The following is a 19,361-nucleotide window of genomic DNA, read 5'->3' on the forward strand; positions in this document are numbered from 1 at the left end:
GGTCGGCCGGGAGGTAAACCTGCCGGCCGACTGACGGTTTGCGGAATTAGAACAGGTGTTCCTTGTAGGTCGCCTTGTCGGCCAGGACCATGCCATTGCCGAGGATCAGCAGACCCTTGCCCGGGCCCTTTTTGACCGAGACCTTTTTGTAGCCTTCGACACCGAGGTCCATACCGTCGGTGACTTCCTTCTTTTCCAGCAGCAGCTTGGCAACGGCGTTCATAGCCATGCCTGCCTTCTGCGGATCCCAGAAGCCGATTGCGGTGATTGCGCCGGATTCGAGAAGGTCAGCGGATGGGTTCGGAAGACCGGTGCCGACCAGGCAAACCTTCCCGCTCAGGCCCGCTTCGTCGATCGCGCGGCCAACGCCGAGCACGTCATTGCCGGCCGAGGTCTGGAAGCCCTTGATATCCGGGTGCTTGCGCAGGATCTCCTTGGCCTTTTCATAGGTGCCGTTTGCGTCGTCGAAGGATTCGTTGTTCGGATCGACGAGTTCCATGCCGGCATATTTCTTGGCGTTCTCTTCGCCGGCGCCGACCCACTGCATATGAGTGCGGCTACCGAGCGAACCAACGAAGGTCGTCCACTTGCCTTGCTTGCCCATGCACTCGGCCAGGCGCTCGTTCAGCGCGGCACCGTAGTCGGCATTGTCGAAGGCCTCGACGTCGGCATTGGTGTTCGCCTGGTTATCTGCTTCGTGAGTCACGACGACGATGCCGCGGTCCATGGCGCGCTGAAACGTACCTTCGAGAACAGCCGGGTCCATCGGCACGACGGCGAGTGCGTTGACGCCCTTGGCGACGAGATCGTTGACGATCTGCAGCTGCTGGGCCGAATCCGCTGTCGCTGGACCGCTCTGGGTGGCAACGACGTCAGTATTTGCCTCCTGATAGGCAACAACGCCCGTATTCATACGGTCAAACCACGGAATACCGCTGATCTTGACGACGGTGGCGATGACCGGCTTGTCCTGGGCGGCCAGCCCACCGATCGAACCTGCGAGCGCGACAGCTGCAACCGTGGTTCCAGCCAAAAGCTTCTTCGAAAACGACTTCATAGTTTCCTCCACGAATATTCCCTCCTGTTTTTACTTCGATGCTTGAGGGACAGGCACCGAAGGGGTTTGCGTGCGGCGACCTGGGGACAGGAAGCCAGCGATGTCGTATCGGCCGATGGCCAGGAACGTGAGCAGCAGCAGGCCCCACGCAAAATCGCGCACGAAATTGGAAAGGCCGCCGAAATTGAGCAGGCTCGACATGAGCTGCAGGGCGATGGCGCTGAGTACGACGCAGACGACGCGCCCATAGCCGCCTTCCGGCTTCACGCCCGCCATCACCGCAATGAGGATGGCGATGAGCAGGTACGAGCTGCCGTAGTCGAACTTCACATTGACGTTGCGCGCCGCAATGATGATCCCGGCAAGACCCGACAGCGTGCCTGAAATCGCATAGGTGGCGATGATCACGCGGTTCCTCGGAAAGCCCGCATAAACGGCTGCCCTGGGATTGGTGCCCATCAGCATCAGCCACAAGCCATATGGCGTGAACTTCAGCAGTGCTGCAACGGCGCCGGCGACGAGCACGAAGATGAGAAAGCTGATCGGCACCGCAGCAATCATGTCGTTGCCGATACTGGAAAGCAGCGCCGGGCTGCCGACAGCCACGGCCTTGCCGCCCGAAACAACGACCGCAAGCCCCATGAAAGCCATCTGCGTGCCGAGCGTGCAGAGGATGGGCGTAATGTTAAGCCGCGAGATGAGAAGGCCATTGATGACGCCGCCGGCAAGACCGACCAGGATCGCGCCCGCAATGAACAAGAAGCTAAAGGCCGTACCGCTTTCGGACACGGACAGGACGGATGACACGATGACGGCCGAGAGCACACCGGACAGATTGGCGAGCGCAATCCCCGACAGATCGATACCGCCATTGCCGGCACACATCGCCAGCATGACACCGATGGCCAGAAGGCCGATTTCCGGCACCTGACTTGCCATGGACTGGAGATTGAAAACGGAAAGGAAGGAGCCGCCTGAAATCAGGGCGCCTGCCACAAGCAACAGACCGTTTATGACAAGCAGCATCGCCAGCTGTCCGCCGGTTTTCTGCATGATCTCCTCCCATTTGTTTACTAAACAATGTCCATCTTCACTAAACGCTATCAAAGGATATTTGCGCTGACAAGCCCCGTTTTTGCGGCTTCTCGGTTGCGAATGGCCCCAAATTGGCTTAGGTCTCGCAAATACCGCTTAAATCGTTTAGTAAACTCGTTCGCAGTCGCAGCATGAAGGGCAACCTGTCTCCGCATGAAGAAACCGGGAAAACTGACTATCAGGGACATCGCCGAAGCAGCGGGCGTATCGCCCGCGACGGTTTCGCTCGTGCTAAACGGCAAGGGGGAGATTTCCGGCGTGACGCGGGCGCGGGTCTTGGAGGCGGTGGCTAGCCTAAACTACGTGCCGCGGGCAACGCGCAGCAACTCCGAACCGGGCGAGACCTTGCGCTTCTTGAAGATCGCCAAGCACGGCCACACGGTCAACCGCGACCACAGCGTCTTCATCTCCGACTATATCGACGGCATGTCTGCCGAAGCGACGCGGCGTAACTACACGCTCGAAGTCGTGAGCTTCGAGGGCCAGCCGATCAGCACGGTGGCGGAGTCGCTTGCCGGCGCGCCGATATCAGGCGTCATCGCGCTGGGTACGGAGTTGACGGAGGCCGATATCAGGCTCATTCAGAGTCTCGGCCTGCCGACCGTCTTCATCGACACGTTCTATGACGTGCTGGAGGCCAATTTCGTCGACATGAACAACGAGGACGCCGTCTATAAGGCGTTGTCGCGTTTCCGCATGCAGGGTTTCCAGCGCATCGGCTTCGTCGCTTCTCATGTCGACACGACCAACTTCCGTCTGCGGCGCGAGGCATTCTTCAAGAACATGGCGCGACTTAACCTGCCGGTGAACGAGGCCGACATCCTCTCAGTGGAGTCGACCTATGACGGAGCCTATCTCGACACGCGTGCGCTGCTTTCCACCGGGTTGGAGCTTGCCGAATGCTATTTCTGCACGAATGACATCATCGCCTACGGCTTCATACGCGCGCTTCGCGAGCACGGCGTCTCGATCCCGCAGGACGTCTCGATCATCGGTTTCGACAACCTGCCGCAGAGTGCCACCATGGAGCCGGGGCTGACGACCATCGATGTGTCCAAACGCAAGATCGGCAACCTCGCCGTTACCGTGCTCGATGACCTTATCGCTGCCGCCGAACCACAGCCGCCTGTCAAGATCCTTGTTGGCGCTGAGCTTGTTTTGCGCGCGAGCCACGAGCATGGCGAATCGACGACAGCGAAGGACCGCGCGACGCGCAAGACACAGCAGCCCGCGCAATAGAATCGCTTGAAAAGACTACACGAAAGAGCAGGTTCGGCCTTTAGGAAGAAATCCCAGCTTATGCGAGGCGAAAACCTGCGCCGGTGTCGCAATCGCCCCGATGGCGAAGATGTGAGGCGGCAGCATTGAAGCGATGTCCGCGCCCATTCCAATGATCCGACATCGCTTTTGCCGTGGTTGGTGCGGCCTTCATGGTCTCCTCCTTCATGATCTTCCTCTCATTCAAGCACATTGCTGACGCGCACCCCAGATCCTGTTCTCGGCGTCGCGGTGAACATCTGCCTCGACGCCATAGATCGAGCGTGGCAGCTCGGGCGTCAGCACTGCGGCCGGCATGCTTGACGATAATCCGGTCTGCGAAACTTGCCGCCAATGTCAGGTCGTGCAAGACGACGAGGGTGACGAGCGCTAGGGCGTGGGTCGCATCCCGAACGTGAGGCATCAGCAGCATGATGGCGAAGGTCCAGGGCACTGGCAGGTTCGTCCAGCAGCAGAAAACAGCGCGCATCAGCGCCGGGGCGAAATACACGATCTGGCGCTGCCCGCCGGAAAGCGTCTCCAGCCGGCGTGCGACAGGTCCAGCATGTCAAACGCGATCGTGAGCAGTGGCCGCACACTCGGCCGGGAACCACTACGCCGGCCCAGCCTCCTGCGGCGCTGTACTGTTCATGTCTTTGTACTGTTCTATCGCAACACGTGCGTTGAACAAAAGACGGCGTGGGCCAAGTTGCTTGTCCAATCCGGACTTGCGAACTATCTCGAGCACGCCCGGGTTCAATCCCACGAGCCAAACCGTGACACCCTCTCTCACCGCGCGCTCATCATTTTCGATCATCATCTGGAGAGCCGAATATTCGATGTCGGAGACGCGGCTCATGTCGATGGCCAGCACACGAGGCTTGTGCTTTGTGACCAAGGCCCCGATCTGGTCGGTCACGTCCTGCGCATTGATAAAGAAAAGACGACCTTCCGGACGCACGATGAGCAGTCCCTCGAAGGTTTCGTCGTCGGGATGCTCGGGAGAGACGGGGCGAAGCACGTCAGCCCCGCGCTTTTTTCCGATCACTGAGACGCGCGGATGCGCCGCCTGGTAAGCGAGGGTGATGAGCGACAGGATGATTGCGACAATGATGCCCTGCAATGTACCGAATGTCAGGACACCGACCGCCGCAACCAATGCCCACCAAAACTCCATCGCTCGGATCCGCCGAATTTGCACAAACTCTGCCGGCTTTATCAGGCCGACAGAGTAGACGATGACGATCGCCGCCAGGACGGCGTTCGGCAGAAGTCCGAGGATCGGCGCGAACAACAACATCGTGGCCAAGGCCGCGGCCGCTATGACGAACGAGGCCCTTTGCGAGCGACCGCCCGCCGAGCGAACGACACTCGTCTGGGACGTTCCGCCGCCCGCCGGCATCGCCCCTAAGACGGCGCCCGCGAGATTGGCGGCACCGGTCGCTGTGAGTTCGCGGCTTGGGTCGATGAGCGGGTCCCCGGGAGCTTGAAAAGCGCGACCTGCCGCAATGGTCTCTGTGAAGCTCATCAGCGCGAGCCCCAACGCGGCTGGCAACAGGCTCTGTGCCAAGGTGAAGTCGGGCAAGGCAAGAGACGGTAAGCCCTGAGGAATATGTCCGACCGTCGAGACGCCGAGCTGCGAAAGATGGAAGAGCCAAGAGGCGGCAATGGCTCCCGCTACAATGACGAGCGGAGCTGGAGAATGGGGCTTGAGGTTTTCCATCGCCACCAGCAGAACCAGCGTCACCCCGCCGACGAGAAGTGTCGGCAAATGAATGTCCGGAACATGGAAGATGACGCTTGCGAGATCGAAGAAGAAGGAATGCTTTTGGATATGAATCCCCAGAAGCTTCGGCAGTTGATCCAGCAAAATGACGAAGCCGATTCCAGCCTTGAAGCCGGTTAACACTGGCGATGATATGAAGTTGGCGATAAAGCCGAGGCGCACCAGCCTAGCTACAATCAGCGCTGCACCGACAAGAAGTGTGAGTGTGGCGGTTGCGGCGACAAGCCTTTGCGGGTCTTCGTCCGGCACGACCAGACCGAGGGCGGCGCCGGTGAGGATCGCGAGCGTTGTTGTCGAGGTAACGCTCAGTACCCGTGACGACCCGAGCAGGCCATATACGATAGCGGGGACCAACGCGGTGTAGAGCCCAACCGCCACAGGCAACCCCGCGACCGTCGCGTAGGCCATCGCCTTGGGCAGCACCACGGTTGCAGCCGTCAGGCCAGCAATGACGTCGAAGCGAAGAGCGGCGGAACCTGATGCCGCACTGCTGCTATCTGTCGGATGGGCCTGCATCGGTCTGACCTTTACGGGAAGGGCGCGCCCCAAGCCTAGTCTCTGATCAGCGGCGCGGTCAATGCCCGAAGAGCGGGGCTTGGGTCGGCGCACCGCAGGGGCGGTTGCTATTGCTGGCGAGCGTTATAGTTTGCCCCTAGCGTAGGGTCGGCTGCTCGCCGGCATCCACACCAGCGATCGTATCTGGATGCTTTGGGGCAACCTTGGTATAGTGTGTGCCTCCTGAGCTAAGTAGGGTCGCTCTTCTGTGGAAAATCCCGTTGCTGCGGTCTCATCCCGTAACGCGCTTTTGCGAACCCTGATGTCGCCACACTCAGCGCTGGCGCCGGCGAAATCCTCCCTGGACCGTCGCGATCTGGTCAAGTGCATCGGCAGGATCCGAGCGGGCGCCGCGACGATGGGTGATCCCATGCCTTCGACGGTTTCTCTGACGGGAGACCAAGATGCCCGATGATACGGATCCTGCCGGCGGCACCCACCGTCAACTCGGGCTTGGCACAGCCGGCCTGATTGAGCGCAGCATCACTTTGCTGATGGTCGTGGTCCTGCTTGTCGGCGTGCTCGCGATATTGAAGCCCTTCGCCGCCGCCATCCTTTTCGGGGCGACGTTGGCGATTGCCGCCTGGCCCTTGCGCCAATGGATGATCGGCCGGGGTGTCGGGCCTCGCCTGACTGCAGCGCTGCTTCTCCTGCTTTCGCTCCTGGTGATCGTGTTGCCGGCACTGATCATGGCTCCGGTTCTCACCGACGAACTGAAGGCGTTCACGGAGAGCGTCGAGAACTACTTCGCGGCAACACCACAACGTCCCGGCTGGATCGAGAACGTCCCCCTGATCGGTGGCAAACTTGCTTCTGCATGGGATGGTCTACTAGAAGCGAAGGGTGACGTCGCCACTGCACTTGCACCCCAATCCGAGATTTTGCAGCGGTGGCTAATCACGGCGGCGCGTGCGCTTGGCGACAGCGTCGTCCAGATGATCCTGGCGCTGATCGTGGCAACCATGTTTTGTATCAACGGGAGCAAGCTGGTTGAAGAACTGGATAGCATCGTCGTCCGGCTGGGCGGGGCAACGGCGCATGCCAGCCTTCTTGCAGCCGCCGGCGCGGTTCGCAGCGTCTCCTATGGCGTGATCGGCACAGCTCTCGCGCAGGCAGCGCTACTGGTGCTCGGCCTGGCACTCGCAGGTGTGCCTGGTGCGACCACGCTCGGCTTCGTCGGCCTGCTGCTCTCCATCAGCCAGATCGGAGCCCCCCTCCTGGTGCTGATCTGGGGTGGTGCGGCGTGGTGGCTGTTCGGACAGGGCCAGGTCGGATGGGGGAGCTTCATGGTCGCATGGGGAGTTTTGGTCAGTATGGTCGACAACGTTCTCAAACCATGGCTGATCGGTCGCGGCATTCGAATGCCTATGCCTCTGACGATCCTGGGCGTCTTTGGTGGCTTTATCGCCTTTGGCTTCCTTGGTCTGTTTATTGGACCGACGCTGCTTGCTGTCGCTTTCGTCCTGCTGCAGGCATGGCGGACGAGTCCGCCCGGCTAACAACTGGCTTCCAATTGGATCGCGGCAAAGGCGAGTTACCAAGGATTGCCGCTGAACCTTCCAGAAGATGTCGTCGGACTTCGTGTCCTTCGGGCCAAGCGGAATCGGAGGCGTCGATGCAAGTGTTCTAGACATAAACATGGACGCAGGAACATTCCGGGCATCCTAAGCTACCCATCGTGTCGGATGGTTAGGAGCCAACTGGGCCATGAAGGTGTATCTTACGTGATACTAGGCAGTCGGCTCGAAATGTTGAGGAGCCGATAGTGGACAACCGACTGCAAACTGCAGATCATCGAAGACGCCCGGCAAGGGCCCCGTCCGCATTGACAGTGTTGGCCCCTTCGGGGCCCAGAAAGTCAGGGCCCCGATCATTTTCAAGACATCAGATTTCTCTCTCTGGGGGCTATGACTCCGCGCAAGAGGCGTGGGCGGCTTGCCCGCATCTGGGACAGCGGTTGGACAAATGCGTTGGCCGGCGAAATATGCTATACCCTTTTATATCATGAGGAGGTGAACCTGCCAGACGTAGCCGAAGAGGCGAGGTCGACAACAATGATGGGGGGTGAAAAAGGTAAGTGGCTGACGCTTTCGCGCGCTGGTTGCCGGGGTTTCAAGTTCTTCGTCAGTACAAGGCTGACTGGCTTTTCCATGATTTTGTTGCAGGGATTGTGCTGACCACCATGCTGGTGCCGGTCGGTATCGCCTATGCTGTAGCGTCGGGGGTACCTGGAATTTACGGGCTCTACGCGACGATTGTCCCCTTGTTAGCCTATGCGGTGTTTGGGCCAAGCCGGATTTTGGTTCTAGGTCCTGATTCATCACTCGCAGCAATCATCCTCGCTACTGTCCTACCCCTCTCAGGAGGAGACCCCCCGCGCGCAGTCGCGTTGGCCGGCGCCATGGCAATAGTATCAGGGTTCGTCTGCATCATCGCGGGCTTCGCGCGCCTCGGGTTTATCACCGAACTGCTCTCGAAACCCATTCGATACGGGTACATGAATGGCATAGCGTTGACGGTTCTTCTTGGTCAGCTTCCCAAGCTCCTCGGTTTTTCAATTGAACGAAGTGGGCCATTGCGCGACCTATGGGCAATAGGCAAAGGAATCCTGGCCGGCAGCATCAACTGGGCCGCGTTTGCGATTGGTGGCGGAGCGCTGGCGTGCATTCTTCTGCTCAAACGCCACAAGCGTGTACCGGGCATCCTAATCGCTGTCCTTGCCGCGACCGTTATTGCCGGAATGCTGCAATTGGCAGATCGAGCGGGGGTTTCGGTACTGGGACCACTTCCGCAAGGACTGCCGGCCTTCCAAATCCCCTTGATCGACATCGCGGATCTCGTACCGGTGTTAATGGGCGGATTCGCGGTGGCGATGGTTTCATTTGCTGACACTAGCGTACTATCTCGAGTTTATGCCGTCCGACTTGGTTATCGCGTCGACCCAAATCAGGAGATGGTGGCTCTCGGCGCGTCCAACCTCGCAGCGGGATTGTTCCAAGGGTTTCCGATTAGCAGCAGCTCCTCCCGCACCCCAGTTGCGGAGGCTGCAGGGGCAAAGACACAGTTATCCGGCGTTGTTGGAGCGATTGCCGTCGCTTTGTTGTTGCTCCTTGCGCCCAACCTTTTGCAGAATTTGCCGAACGCTGCCCTTGCTGCGGTTGTCATATCTTCGGCCATTGGACTCTTCGAGTTTCATGATCTGAAACGGATTTACCGAATCCAGCGTTGGGAATTTTGGCTATCGATCCTCTGTTTTGTCGGCGTGGCCGTGTTCGGCGCAATTCCCGGGATAGGTATCGCGGTGGCTGTCGCCGTTATCGAGTTCCTGTGGGACGGCTGGCGTCCCCATTCGGCTGTGCTTGGACGTGCGGCAGGCGTCAAGGGCTATCACGATATAACGCGATACCCGAATACCCGTCGAATACCGGGTCTCGTGCTCTTCCGTTGGGACGCACCGCTGTTCTTCGCCAACGCTGAACTTTTCAAGGAACGGGTTTCCGAGGCCGTTGCTGCGTCACCGACGGCAGTGAATTGGGTAGTCGTTGCAGCGGAGCCCGTAACGGATATTGATGTTACGTCATCCGACAGTTTGGCCGAGCTTGTTGATGATCTCCGGGCCAAGGGAATCACGTTCCGGTTCGCCGAACTCAAGGATCCGGTGAAGGACCAGCTAAAACGCTTTGGTCTGTTCGCCGAGTTGGGCGAGGCAGCTTTTTACCCGACCGTCGGTTCTGCGGTGGACGGTTATCTTGATAGATACGCAATTGACTGGAAAGACGATGAAGAGTCTTAGAAGAAACCGTCGACGGAGTTCATCCATAGCGGTCTGTGCCTGCCGGCTCACAGGTGATGTCGACGCCGTTGACGAGCGCGCGCTGTCGTTCCCTGGCCTTCAGCCCCAGAACCAATACGTTCTGGCAGCGCCAGCGGAATGTCTCCGGCGTGTCGATCTCGACGATCCGGATCATCGCGCCTGGCGATCTTCAGCGTGCCGCCATCGACCGAGCCGGCTCCATCTGGCGCGGTTCGGCCGACAGCGAGCGGCCGGTGAACATTCCACGGAGCAACGTCGGCTGGCGACCGCAACAGGAAGTTGCAGATTGTCCACGCCGCTGCACGAGTGCGTGAATGGTGACATAACAAGGATGTCGACTTCGGTTGCCAAAATAGGAGGTGGCATGAAAGAGTCCGCCTCCACCGACAGAACGGATCACTGAGATGCAGTTGCTGATCGAGGGACAGTCACACTTCCAGCCTTTCGGCTCACCTTACTGGGGTTCGGAAAATCTCAACAAGGGAGTTGGAAGCATGACTGCCTCTTATGATTACCTTATCGGCGTCGACGACCACAAATCCTATAGCCACCTAACGAGCCCGGCAGGACTGGGCTGCGCTCCTTTAGGAGAATGGGAAGCCGGGAGCCGAACGCCACTCTGTGACCGAAGCCATATGTATCAGGGTCACGCATTGGAGAATGGTTCAAGAACCGAGGGGCGGGAAATCACCCATCCATCGGAACGAAGAGATTTAGCCGATCGGCGCAAATGCCGGTCAAACCACAACCGAGCCCAAGGAAAAGCCGCCAGTTGAAGGCGTTTTGCCCCTTGTGTTCTTTCATTGGAGCACGTCATGGCAGAGGACAAGATGAAACTGGATGTGGATTTTGACCAGAAGCGTGAGATCCCTGTGGGGGACAGCGGCCGCGTACGCTTTCGTTTCCGCGACATTGCCGTGGAGCCCGGAAAGGCGGTTTCGCTTAAGGATTTCGACCCGGATTTCACCGGCGGCTATGACGACAAGGCCGGGGCGCTCGAGAAAGTGGCGGCAAACGTCGATCGACTGTCTGCGATGCAGGAAGTTCTCTATGCCCAGGATAACTACGCCCTGTTGATCATTTTTCAGGCCATGGACGCGGCGGGCAAGGATGGCGCGATCCGCCATGTCATGTCCGGGATCAATCCGCAGGGTTGCCAGGTTACAAGCTTCAAGGCGCCGTCGGCGGAGGATCTAGACTATGGCTATCTTTGGCGCGCATCAAAGGCGCTGCCAGGGCGCGGCATGATCGGCATTTTCAACCGATCCTACTACGAGGATGTTCTGGTCGTCAGGGTTCACCCGGAACTGCTTGAAAAGCAAAAGCTTCCGACGCGCGCTCGCAAAGGAGATATCTGGCAACGCCGGTTCAAGGAAATAAACAATTTTGAAAAATATCTTCGGCAAAACGGCACAATCGTTTTGAAGTTTTTTCTCAATGTCTCCAAGAAGGAGCAGAAGAATCGCTTCCTGGCGCGGATAGACGAGCCAGAAAAGAATTGGAAGTTTTCACCGGCGGATTATGCAGAGCGAAAACACTGGGACGACTACCAAAAGGCGTTCGAGGATATGCTGGAAAACACCAGCACGGAGTGGGCTCCCTGGTTCGTCATTCCGGCCGATAACAAATGGTTTGCCCGACTGGCGGTTTCGGAGGTGATCTCCGGGGCCTTCGAGAGGATCGATCTGCAGATGCCTGTGGTCAGTGAAGCGCGAAAGAAGGAACTGGGGCAGATACGAAGCCAGCTTCTCGACGAAGAGGACTGATGGCGCGGCTCTGTCGCTGGCATGTTGCCCGTCGCCACCCGTGCCTGTCGCCTCAGGGCAGCGTGGTGATTTGAAACACGTGGTAGCCCCACGGCGGCAGATCGAGATAGAGCCCCCTTGAGACGAGGGCGCTCCCGTCGCGGTCATAGCTGGCGAGACCCATCAGATCCTTGAGCCGCACCGCTTGACCGGCCAGGTCGGAGAACGGGAGCTGGACAAAACACTGGCTCTGGTTTGGAGCATAGTTGACGACGATCATCTGCCGCTGGCCGTCATTCTTCTCCCAGGACCAGGAGATGAAGCAATCCGACGTCCAGTTGCCCTCCCAGGCCGGCACGCAGTCGAGCAGACGCCACTGGCCGTCGCGGACAATCGGCTCCCGGAGCACCGCCAGAAGGTCTTCGTAGAACTGCTGGCAGGCCTCACTCACCGGCTCCAGTGGCGCACGGATCAAGTGTGGCGAGATGCGCTTCTTCCGCCCCTCGAACTGACCCTGATGGAAGAACCGCAGCCCGGGCGAAAGGAAGGTCACAATCGCCGCGGCTTGGTGCATCTCGGGCGTGAAGGTCGCAGCGACCCGGGGCTCGTCGTGGTTCTCCAAAAAACGAGCAAGCTTCTGCTGGTAGTCGAGCCCCGCGTATAGATGCTCGCGCACCGGCCGCGCGTGCCCCTCGCGCAAGCGATCGTAAAGCCGCTTGTCGTAGGCGTAGTCGAAGCCCTGCTGCTGCAGTGTCCATTCCATGTCCCAGTACACCTCGGCCATGAAAATAAACGCCGGGAATTGTTTGCGGACGTGTTGCGTCGCTTGCGGCCAGAAAAGCTCGGCGTGGATGTGCCACGTCCGTTCGAATATCTCCGGCAACACCAGCATCGCCATGTCGCAGCGGACCCCGTCGCACTGCTTGGCGATGCGCAACAGCTCGCCGATCATCGCGTGCTGCAAGTTCGGATTGCCGTAGTTGAGCTGTAGCGTGTCCGGCCAGCCGTCGAAATACGGGTCGCGGCCGTAGGCTAGCACCAGCGGCCCTCTGGACGTTCGCACGCGGCAATAGTTCTGCGGTGCCTTTGCGAAATCGGCATCGCTGCCGTGGACGAAATAGTCGGGATGCTGTTCGACCCACGGATGATCCGGCGCCATATGATTTGGCACGAAGTCGAGCAGCAGCCGCAGGCCACGCTGCTTGAGCCGTTCGCGCAGGCGCGCCAGCGCAGCATCGCCACCCAGACTGGAGTGCACGGTGTAATCGGTGATGGCGAAGCCCGATCCTGCGATGTCTGTCTCGCGCAGGTCGGGCAATGTCTCCTCAAACTGGTGGCGCCAGTCTAGGTTGGTGCGAGATACACTTTGTGCCGCTGGACCGGTCTGCCAGACGCTTAGCAACCAGATCCAATCGAACCCCATCTCGGCAAGGCGCTCCAGCTCAGTGTCCGGAATGTCATCAAGCGTGGCCGGCCGGCCGAGCCCTTGGGACAGCTCGGTAAGCCAGACGCGCGTGTTGATCTGAAAGAGCGAGGGATGGAATGCCGTGTTCACCTCAGTTCCTTCTCCGCAATGGCTGCTCCTCTATGCGCTGCCTGGCGAGACAGCTCCATACGCCCGTTCCCGGACGAGGCGGTCCACGAGCCGCCTTTTCTCCTTCTCCTCCAGAATGTCGGCGGCGCTGGTACGGCCGAAGAGGTCGAGCAGGCGGGCGATCACGCCCGTCCAACCGGTCTGGTGACTCGCCCCGAGGCCCGCCCCGTTGTCCCCGTTGAAATACTCGTAGAAGAGGATGAGATCGCGCCAGTGGGGGTCCTCCTGAAACTTCGCGGTCCCTCCATAAACCGGGCGACGGCCGTTCGCGTCCCTCAGGAAAATGCTCGTGAGCCGCTGCTTTATCTCCTCAGCCACCTCGAAGAGCGTCATGCGGCGACCGGAGCCGGTCGGACACTCGACCGTGAAGTCGTCGCCGTAGAAACCATAGAGATTGAGGAGCCCACGTACGATTAGCGCGTTGACCGGCATCCAGACGGGGCCCCGCCAGTTCGAGTTCCCGCCGAACATCCCTGTGTCCGATTCGGCCGGTAGGTAGGAGACGCGGTGGGCGTCACCCCCGACATGAAGAACGAACGGGTGGTCCTGGTGGTAGCGGGAGAGAGAGCGGATACCGTACGGGCTCAGGAACTCCTTCTCGTCGAGCAGATAGCCGAGCACCCTCTCGAGGCGTTTCCTGGACAGCGGCGAGAGCAGGCGGCGCCCGGCGTAGCCGACGAAGCCGTGCTCGGTTGGAGCGACCTGCGCCACGACGTCGGGATGGCGCTCCCTGAAAAGGTTGACGAGTTCGCGAAGCCTTGGATATCGTTCGAAGTCGTCTGGGCCGAAGATTGTGGAGGCGCAAAGCGGGATCAGCCCTACCATCGACCGGACCTTGAGGCGGGTCGCGGATCCGTCCGGCAGCCGCAGCACGTCGTAGAAGAACCCATCCGTCTCGTCCCACATCTCGTCATTGTGCTCGCCGATGCGGTCCATTGCGTAGGCGATCCACATGAAGTGCTCAATGAACTTGAACGCCGCCTCCTCGTAGACGGGATCGTGGTCGGCGAGTATGAGAGCGATCTCGATCATGCTCTGGCAGTAGAACGCCATCCAAGCGGTGCCGTCGGCCTGTTCGAGCGACCCGCCGGTCGGGAGCGGCGCGCTGCGGTCGAAGACACCGATGTTGTCGAGGCCGAGGAACCCGCCGGCGAAAACGTTCCGGCCGTCAGGGTCCTTGCGGTTCACCCACCAGTTGAAGTTGAGCATGAGACCCTGGAACGAGCGCTCCAGGAAGTCGATATCCTCCCGCCCGAGGGCTTGCTCCGTCCTGTAGAGAAAAAGCGTCGCCCACGCATGCACGGGCGGATTGACGTCGCTGAAGTTCCACTCGTAGGCCGGGATCTGCCCATTCGGATGGACATACAGGCTTCGCAGCATGAGGAGGAGTTGCGCTTTTGCGAAGTCCAAATCGACGAGCGCGAGCGCGAGCGTGTGGAACGCGAGGTCCCATGCGGCGTACCAGGGGTATTCCCACTTGTCGGGCATGGAGATGATATCGCCATTGAACATGTGGAACCACTCGGCGTTGCGCATCCGCCGTCTAGACGTTCCGACGAGAGGATGCGCCTCGTGCTCCTTGAGCCAGGTGTCCACGTCGTAGAAGTAGTACTGCTTCGACCAGAGCATCCCCGCAAGCGCCTGGCGGTGGACCCGCCGCTCGTCCTCGTTCAGCGACCCGGGGGTAATCCGCTGGTAGAACTCGTCGGCATCCTTTTTGCGGGCGGCCACCGTCGCATCGAAGCTCTTCGCGAATGGCCTCGCCGGCAGCCGTGCTGATAATCGCAACCGGACGATCGAGGCACCGCCTGCCGGCACGTCGAGGATGTAACGCGCCGCAGCCTTCGTGCCGGTCTTTTCCGGGTTGATGGCCCCGGTGTCACCAGAAACGACGTATCGGTGGAACGCGTCCTTGACGAACGGCGTCGGGTTCGGCTGCCCCCAGAGGAGGGAAACATTGCTCTCGTTCTCGGTGAAGAGAAATTCCGGACGTCCGTCGCACGCGAGCGTGTAGTCGCCGACCTCGGGGTGCGAGGCGTGGATGGTCCCACAGGCTTCCCTCAGGAGAGGCTTGCCTCCATTTTTCCCCCACGACCACGTGTTGCGGAACCAGAGCGTCGGCAGCACGTGGAGCCGCGCGGCCTCGGGCCCCCGGTTATGCACCGTCACCTGGATCAGCATGTCCTCCGGGTCTTCCTTGGCATACTCGAGGAAAACGTCGAAGTAGCGGTCGTCGTCGAAGACAGCGGTATCGAGCAGTTCGTACTCGAACTCCTCCCTCGACCGGTGCCGGCTGGTCTCGACGAGGTCCCGATAGGGGAACTCCCGCTGGGGGTACTTGTAGAGGTACTTCATGTAGGAGTGCGTCGGAGTCGAGTCGAGGTAGAAGTAGTATTCCTTGACGTCCTCGCCGTGATTTGACTCGCTGTTCGTGAGCCCGAACAAACGCTCTTTCAGGATCGGATCGCGCTCGTTCCAGAGCGCCAGCGCAAAGCAAAGCCGCTGGCCGTCGTCCGAGATGCCGCCGAGCCCATCTTCGCCCCAGCGATAGGCCCGCGAGCGCGCCTGGTCGTGGGTGAAATAGTTCCAGGCGTCGCCCGACTCGCTGTAGTCCTCGCGTACCGTGCCCCACTGCCTCTCGCTCAGATAGGGGCCCCATTTCTTCCAGTGCCCCCCCGCCTCTCTGTCCTCCTCGAGGCGACGTTGTTCCTTGACAAGGACGGACCGTGACGGCTGCGCCGGTTCGGCTTGCGCCCTTGCGTCCGATGGACCATTCGACATAGTTCGGCCCCCTCATTTTCCGTGGATACGCATGCGCTGTGTTCTGGCTCGCGGCATATGTTGATTGTAGCGGAAATGCTGGGGGTCATGTTGACATTTAGCGGAGAGCTTTCGCCGGCAACACAAAGCGAAGAATTTCCAATCCTCCGGGCTGTCAACGCTTTCAGCAAGTTGTCGAACTGCTTTCGAAAGGCGTCGGTCGGCTTCCGTGCGTCGATTTTTGAAAGCAGTCTTTGAGCCTGGCGGGCGCATGATCTGACGCGAGGTGAACGGTCGATCGCCCTCGGCCGAACGCACGCGTCGCCCCCTTCGGAAGTACGGAATCCATGGTTTCCCACCCATTATTTCAGCCTTCAAGTGGGAGACATCACCCCGCGACACTCGCAGGCCAGTTCAAGGGACGGGTCGCCGATCGGCTGCGGCCGAAGATTGACCGCATTCTGCAGGTGGGCAGTTGCCACCGACGACGTCGGCACGACGTGAAACGAGCCCGGCGCAATCCGACGCGACCGCTACTTCGCGCGCGGGTTTCGATCGAGCCTCTTTGCATTCATCGGTCTTGAGCGGAATCGAACTCGCGCCCCCATGGATCAGAACACCACGTCGCTGCTAGGCATAGATTTTAGCACCAAATGGTGCTATATCTGCAACAAGGCGCGGGAGATGGAAATGCGATCTACCATAAATCTTGACGACAACCTCCTGGAGCGAGCCAAATCCCTGACAGGCACGAAGGAAACGGCGGCTCTTGTCCGTTTGGCGCTGGAGACGCTTGTGCGCGTTGAATCTGGCAAGCGGTTGATCGCTCTTGGCGGCTCTATGCCGGACGCCGAGGCTGCCCCTCGCCGCCGGAGCGAAGTGGCCAAGTGATCCTTGTAGATACCTCAATCTGGATCGACCATTTTCGGTATGGAGACGCCGACCTGAAAAAAATCATCGAGGATGACTGTCTGCTCTGCCACCCTTTTGTCGTTGGCGAATTGGCTCTAGGCAGCCTGCGAGAACGAGATGCCGTTATCGCGTTTCTCTCGTCTCAACGGGAAGCCGTGATCGCAACTCATGCAGAGGTAATGACTGTCATTGAGCGCCACTCAATATTCTGTATGGGGATTGGCTACACTGATGCGCATCTGCTGACTTCAACACTCCTTGACCGAAGAACCAGCTTGTGGACGCGAGACAAGCGCCTGGCGGCTGCAGCACAGAAGGTTGGTGCGTCGGTTTTTCTATCCGCGCCAATGCCCAACTAGTATTGAAGATGCACTCCCTCAGCATTTTTACTATTGATGGGAATCGAACCGCTTGCGCATTCTGCGCTTTCTCGTTTCCGCACTTGGTCCAAAGGATCGAAAGGGGAGTAGCGCGTACCTTCTCCCCCAACGGCGACCGATGCGTTCTTCCCAGACAGCATGATACGAACTCAGCCGGAAGGCGGAGGAACGATACGCAAGCCTTGCCAACAATCTGGCCGAGCCGCTGGCCGGCCTGATCGTCCAGCTTTCCGGTGCCTACGACACGATCATCGCCGCCGCCACCTCGACCGGCAAGAACGTCATGCCTGCGCGTGGCAGCCCTGCTCGACGTCGCCCAGGTTTCTGAGATCATCGACGTCGTCTCTCAGACACCTTCAAGCGGCCGATCTACTGGGAGTGCGTAGGAGTCGAGTCGAGGTAGAAGCAGTATTCCTTGACGTCCTCGCCGTGATTTGACTCGCTCTTCGTGAGCCCGAACAAGCGCTCTTTCAGGATTGCGCTCGTTCCAGAGCGCGAGCGCAAAGCAGAGCCGCCGGCCGTCGTCCGAGATGCCGCCAAGGCCATCTTCGCCCCAGCGGTAGGCCCGCGAGCGCGCCTGGTCGTGGGTGAAATAGTTCCAGGCGTCGCCCTGCGGATGTGTCAGCTGGCATTTGAAAGGCTGCTTTTCCATTGACCACTTAATGATCTATATTCTGGTCAATAGGGAGTAAGTGCATGAAGCTTTCAGAGCGGGTCAAGCCAATCAGTTATCTCAAGGCGCATGCGCCCGAGATCATCCGGACGCTAAAGGACAATCCGCAGCCGGTCGTCATTACGCTTCACGGAGAGGCGAAAGCCATTCTTCAGGACGTCGGCCAATACGAAGAAACACAAGAGACGCTGGCGCTCCTGAAGGCACTGGCGCTCACCAACCGGCAAGTGGAGGAAGGCAAAGTGCGCCCCATTGGGGACGCCTTTTCGCGCATCCGCAAGCGTCTAGCCGACAGCCAATCCTGATACCATATCGTGTCTTTTTGCTGAGGAAGCGGAACGCGACTTCGAGGATCTCTACCGCTTCATCGCTAGCCGCGATGGGGACGAGGCGGCAGAGCGCATCCTGACGGAAATCGAAAGCACCTGCGCCGAGCTTGAAGAATTCCCCGCCGGCGGAAATGTACGGAAGGAGTTGGCGGGTATCGGAATCTCCGAATATCGGGAACTGCACCATAAGCCGTGGCGCATGATCTATCGAATCTTGGTCACTGATGTCGTTGTCTACTGCGTCGTGGATGGACGCCGTGACATGCAGGCGTTTCTGGAGCGAAGGCTGCTGCGCTGATGTTAGGGCGGCGCGGTTTTTGGTGGTTATATCATCGACTACGACGGGACCCCGGCGGGCGTCGCTGAATGGAACCGACCAGCCTCAGTGAACAGCAGCCGACGTCGGCGCGTTTACCCTGGTGGCCTCTTGGCCAACATAAGTGGATATCAGCATCGCGGCAATCTCGTCCAAGGACCGGTAACCCTCGTTGTATAGTTCTATCGCGGCCAGGCAGAGCACGTTTGTCGACTGCTCATTGGGGATAATGCCATAATGGCGATGCCAGGCCTGTACAGCTTTGGACATCGTTCGAAAATCAGGTTCCAGCTTCTTTGGCACAGGCTGTTCCTAGTTACTTGTTCTCGAAGGCCAGGCCACCCGGCTTGAACGAACCCCGCACGCCTTCTGACGAAATGGCATCTGAACTCGTCTTATCGTCTCCAGGTATCGTTGTCGCACTGTGATGCGAAGGAGAAGACGTCTAGGGCAAGTCGTCGTATTCGGCTAGTTCGCGCTCAGCCTCATACCAATGTCGATCCTGCTTGCCTTCCGGACGACCCTCCGATTCCCACTTCTCGAACGCCCGGGGTCTCACATGCTCCGTGTCCATGAAAGCCTCCAATGTTGGCAATCGTAAACGTTCGCTGCACGGAGTGGTTCCTCGATTGCCGTTGTGGTCGCAATGACATTTTTGTGCACGATACGGGCATCTAACTCCGGATCCTGACCCGGATAAGACACTGACGCTGTTTCAAGCTCAAATGCGGTGAAGCACCGAGGCGGTGGAATGTCTGACTTCCCAGCCCGGCGGCTGGCGACATAAAACTGAGCCGCGGTCTGGGCTGATCATGAACTTCCGGGGGGTACTGGGCGACTACGGGCCCAGACAACGCTCAGCCGCCTCAAAATTCGGAATGATGCCGAGCACCGCTGCAAGGGTGTCGAGCAACGACGCACCGAATGTCGCCTTCACCGCCTCGAACCCCGACTCGAGCTCCTTCTCGGACGGGATTGCACAGCTGCAACCTATCAAACCTACACGTATTTGTTGCGTCCCATAACCTTATCTAACTTGACCGATTATATTTTTTTGATACCTGTGAGGAAGACAGGCAAAATGAGTG

At 59.4% G+C, this 19,361-nt stretch carries 15 protein-coding genes and 3 pseudogenes; 9 read left to right on the forward strand and 9 right to left on the reverse strand.

Annotated elements, in window-relative coordinates; translation table 11 throughout:
* Positions 1–46 precede the first annotated feature (46 nt).
* Both AS026_RS07685 and AS026_RS07690 read right to left on the reverse strand, forming a co-directional pair.
* A complete protein-coding gene (locus AS026_RS07685) occupies positions 47–1,057 on the reverse strand; it encodes a substrate-binding domain-containing protein (protein ID WP_062369265.1) in 1,011 nt (336 codons plus the stop codon).
* 30 nt (positions 1,058–1,087) lie between these two features.
* Positions 1,088–2,110: an ABC transporter permease gene (locus AS026_RS07690; protein WP_062369266.1), complete on the reverse strand. Its 1,023-nt coding sequence runs from the start codon at positions 2,108–2,110 to the stop codon at positions 1,088–1,090.
* A gap of 195 nt (positions 2,111–2,305) precedes the next feature.
* On the opposite strand from AS026_RS07690, the gene AS026_RS07695 reads away from it, so the two are divergent.
* Positions 2,306–3,391 carry a LacI family DNA-binding transcriptional regulator gene (locus AS026_RS07695; RefSeq protein WP_062369267.1) on the forward strand — a complete coding sequence of 362 codons (1,086 nt, stop codon included), beginning with the start codon at positions 2,306–2,308 and terminating at the stop codon, positions 3,389–3,391.
* A 631-nt stretch (positions 3,392–4,022) separates the two neighbouring features.
* Here the strand turns inward: AS026_RS07695 and AS026_RS07705 are convergent.
* Complete coding sequence (locus AS026_RS07705) at positions 4,023–5,711, reverse strand: SulP family inorganic anion transporter (protein WP_062369269.1); 1,689 nt, start codon at positions 5,709–5,711, stop codon at positions 4,023–4,025.
* A 443-nt stretch (positions 5,712–6,154) separates the two neighbouring features.
* Here AS026_RS07705 and AS026_RS07710 point away from each other — a divergent pair, with 443 nt between their 5' ends.
* Complete coding sequence (locus AS026_RS07710; protein WP_062369270.1) at positions 6,155–7,249, forward strand: AI-2E family transporter; 1,095 nt, start codon at positions 6,155–6,157, stop codon at positions 7,247–7,249.
* 578 nt (positions 7,250–7,827) lie between these two features.
* On the forward strand, positions 7,828–9,543 hold the full coding sequence (locus tag AS026_RS07715; RefSeq protein ID WP_062369271.1) for a SulP family inorganic anion transporter: 1,716 nt from the start codon (positions 7,828–7,830) through the stop codon (positions 9,541–9,543).
* 19 nt (positions 9,544–9,562) lie between these two features.
* On the opposite strand, the gene AS026_RS41965 is transcribed toward AS026_RS07715, so the two are convergent.
* On the reverse strand, positions 9,563–9,718 hold the full coding sequence (locus tag AS026_RS41965; protein WP_160330095.1) for a hypothetical protein: 156 nt from the start codon (positions 9,716–9,718) through the stop codon (positions 9,563–9,565).
* Between the two features lie 661 nt (positions 9,719–10,379).
* Here AS026_RS41965 and AS026_RS07720 point away from each other — a divergent pair.
* Entirely contained in the window at positions 10,380–11,330 is a 951-nt protein-coding gene (locus AS026_RS07720) for a polyphosphate kinase 2 family protein (RefSeq protein ID WP_100248136.1), read from the forward strand.
* 52 nt (positions 11,331–11,382) lie between these two features.
* Here AS026_RS07720 and AS026_RS07725 read toward each other — a convergent pair whose 3' ends face one another.
* The gene (locus AS026_RS07725; protein ID WP_062369272.1) at positions 11,383–12,864 is read right to left on the reverse strand and encodes an alpha-amylase family glycosyl hydrolase; all 1,482 of its coding nucleotides are present in this window, start codon (positions 12,862–12,864) and stop codon (positions 11,383–11,385) included.
* Positions 12,865–12,894: 30 nt separating this feature from the next.
* Positions 12,895–15,684 carry an MGH1-like glycoside hydrolase domain-containing protein gene (locus AS026_RS07730; protein WP_062369273.1) on the reverse strand — a complete coding sequence of 930 codons (2,790 nt, stop codon included), beginning with the start codon at positions 15,682–15,684 and terminating at the stop codon, positions 12,895–12,897.
* Positions 15,685–16,353: 669 nt separating this feature from the next.
* Between AS026_RS07730 and AS026_RS07735 the strand changes: the two genes are divergently transcribed.
* The 3 genes and pseudogenes from AS026_RS07735 to AS026_RS39475 all read left to right on the forward strand — a co-directional run.
* Positions 16,354–16,554, forward strand: coding sequence for a type II toxin-antitoxin system VapB family antitoxin (locus tag AS026_RS07735; protein WP_062369274.1), 201 nt, complete (start codon positions 16,354–16,356; stop codon positions 16,552–16,554).
* On the forward strand, positions 16,551–16,934 hold the full coding sequence (locus tag AS026_RS07740) for a type II toxin-antitoxin system VapC family toxin (protein WP_062369275.1): 384 nt from the start codon (positions 16,551–16,553) through the stop codon (positions 16,932–16,934). The genes AS026_RS07735 and AS026_RS07740 overlap by 4 nt, the downstream gene beginning before the upstream one ends.
* A gap of 196 nt (positions 16,935–17,130) precedes the next feature.
* Positions 17,131–17,328, forward strand: a pseudogene (locus AS026_RS39475) (adenine nucleotide alpha hydrolase family protein); the annotation flags it as partial.
* Positions 17,329–17,330: 2 nt separating this feature from the next.
* Here AS026_RS39475 and AS026_RS44430 read toward each other — a convergent pair.
* Positions 17,331–17,607 (reverse strand): annotated as a pseudogene (locus tag AS026_RS44430) (hypothetical protein); the annotation flags it as partial.
* Positions 17,608–17,651: 44 nt separating this feature from the next.
* On the opposite strand from AS026_RS44430, the gene AS026_RS07750 reads away from it, so the two are divergent.
* Together AS026_RS07750 and AS026_RS07755 are read left to right on the forward strand one after the other, a co-directional pair.
* Positions 17,652–17,933: a type II toxin-antitoxin system Phd/YefM family antitoxin gene (locus AS026_RS07750; protein WP_062369277.1), complete on the forward strand. Its 282-nt coding sequence runs from the start codon at positions 17,652–17,654 to the stop codon at positions 17,931–17,933.
* A pseudogene (locus AS026_RS07755) lies at positions 17,933–18,255 on the forward strand (type II toxin-antitoxin system RelE/ParE family toxin). The gene AS026_RS07750 and the pseudogene AS026_RS07755 overlap by 1 nt, the downstream one beginning before the upstream one ends.
* A gap of 84 nt (positions 18,256–18,339) precedes the next feature.
* On the opposite strand, the gene AS026_RS07760 reads toward AS026_RS07755, so the two are convergent.
* Both AS026_RS07760 and AS026_RS39480 read right to left on the reverse strand, forming a co-directional pair.
* On the reverse strand, positions 18,340–18,576 hold the full coding sequence (locus AS026_RS07760) for a hypothetical protein (RefSeq protein WP_082728470.1): 237 nt from the start codon (positions 18,574–18,576) through the stop codon (positions 18,340–18,342).
* A 142-nt stretch (positions 18,577–18,718) separates the two neighbouring features.
* The gene (locus tag AS026_RS39480; RefSeq protein WP_082728471.1) at positions 18,719–18,847 is read right to left on the reverse strand and encodes a DUF2934 domain-containing protein; all 129 of its coding nucleotides are present in this window, start codon (positions 18,845–18,847) and stop codon (positions 18,719–18,721) included.
* Between the last annotated feature and the right edge of the window lie 514 nt (positions 18,848–19,361).

It is taken from the genome of Rhizobium altiplani (assembly GCF_001542405.1).
Lineage (GTDB): Bacteria > Pseudomonadota > Alphaproteobacteria > Rhizobiales > Rhizobiaceae > Rhizobium > Rhizobium altiplani.

What these genes read in the sequence shown, in the direction of transcription:
- AS026_RS07685 (WP_062369265.1), bottom strand. Translation starts at nt 1,057, where the DNA reads ATGAAGTCGTTTTCGAAGAAGCTTTTGGCTGGAACCACGGTTGCAGCT.
- AS026_RS07690 (WP_062369266.1), bottom strand. Translation starts at nt 2,110, where the DNA reads ATGCAGAAAACCGGCGGACAGCTGGCGATGCTGCTTGTCATAAACGGT.
- AS026_RS07695 (WP_062369267.1), top strand. Translation starts at nt 2,306, where the DNA reads ATGAAGAAACCGGGAAAACTGACTATCAGGGACATCGCCGAAGCAGCG.
- AS026_RS07705 (WP_062369269.1), bottom strand. Translation starts at nt 5,711, where the DNA reads ATGCAGGCCCATCCGACAGATAGCAGCAGTGCGGCATCAGGTTCCGCC.
- AS026_RS07710 (WP_062369270.1), top strand. Translation starts at nt 6,155, where the DNA reads ATGCCCGATGATACGGATCCTGCCGGCGGCACCCACCGTCAACTCGGG.
- AS026_RS41965 (WP_160330095.1), bottom strand. Translation starts at nt 9,718, where the DNA reads ATGATCCGGATCGTCGAGATCGACACGCCGGAGACATTCCGCTGGCGC.
- AS026_RS07720 (WP_100248136.1), top strand. Translation starts at nt 10,380, where the DNA reads ATGGCAGAGGACAAGATGAAACTGGATGTGGATTTTGACCAGAAGCGT.
- AS026_RS07730 (WP_062369273.1), bottom strand. Translation starts at nt 15,684, where the DNA reads ATGTCGAATGGTCCATCGGACGCAAGGGCGCAAGCCGAACCGGCGCAG.
- AS026_RS07735 (WP_062369274.1), top strand. Translation starts at nt 16,354, where the DNA reads ATGCGATCTACCATAAATCTTGACGACAACCTCCTGGAGCGAGCCAAA.
- AS026_RS07750 (WP_062369277.1), top strand. Translation starts at nt 17,652, where the DNA reads ATGAAGCTTTCAGAGCGGGTCAAGCCAATCAGTTATCTCAAGGCGCAT.
- AS026_RS39480 (WP_082728471.1), bottom strand. Translation starts at nt 18,847, where the DNA reads ATGGACACGGAGCATGTGAGACCCCGGGCGTTCGAGAAGTGGGAATCG.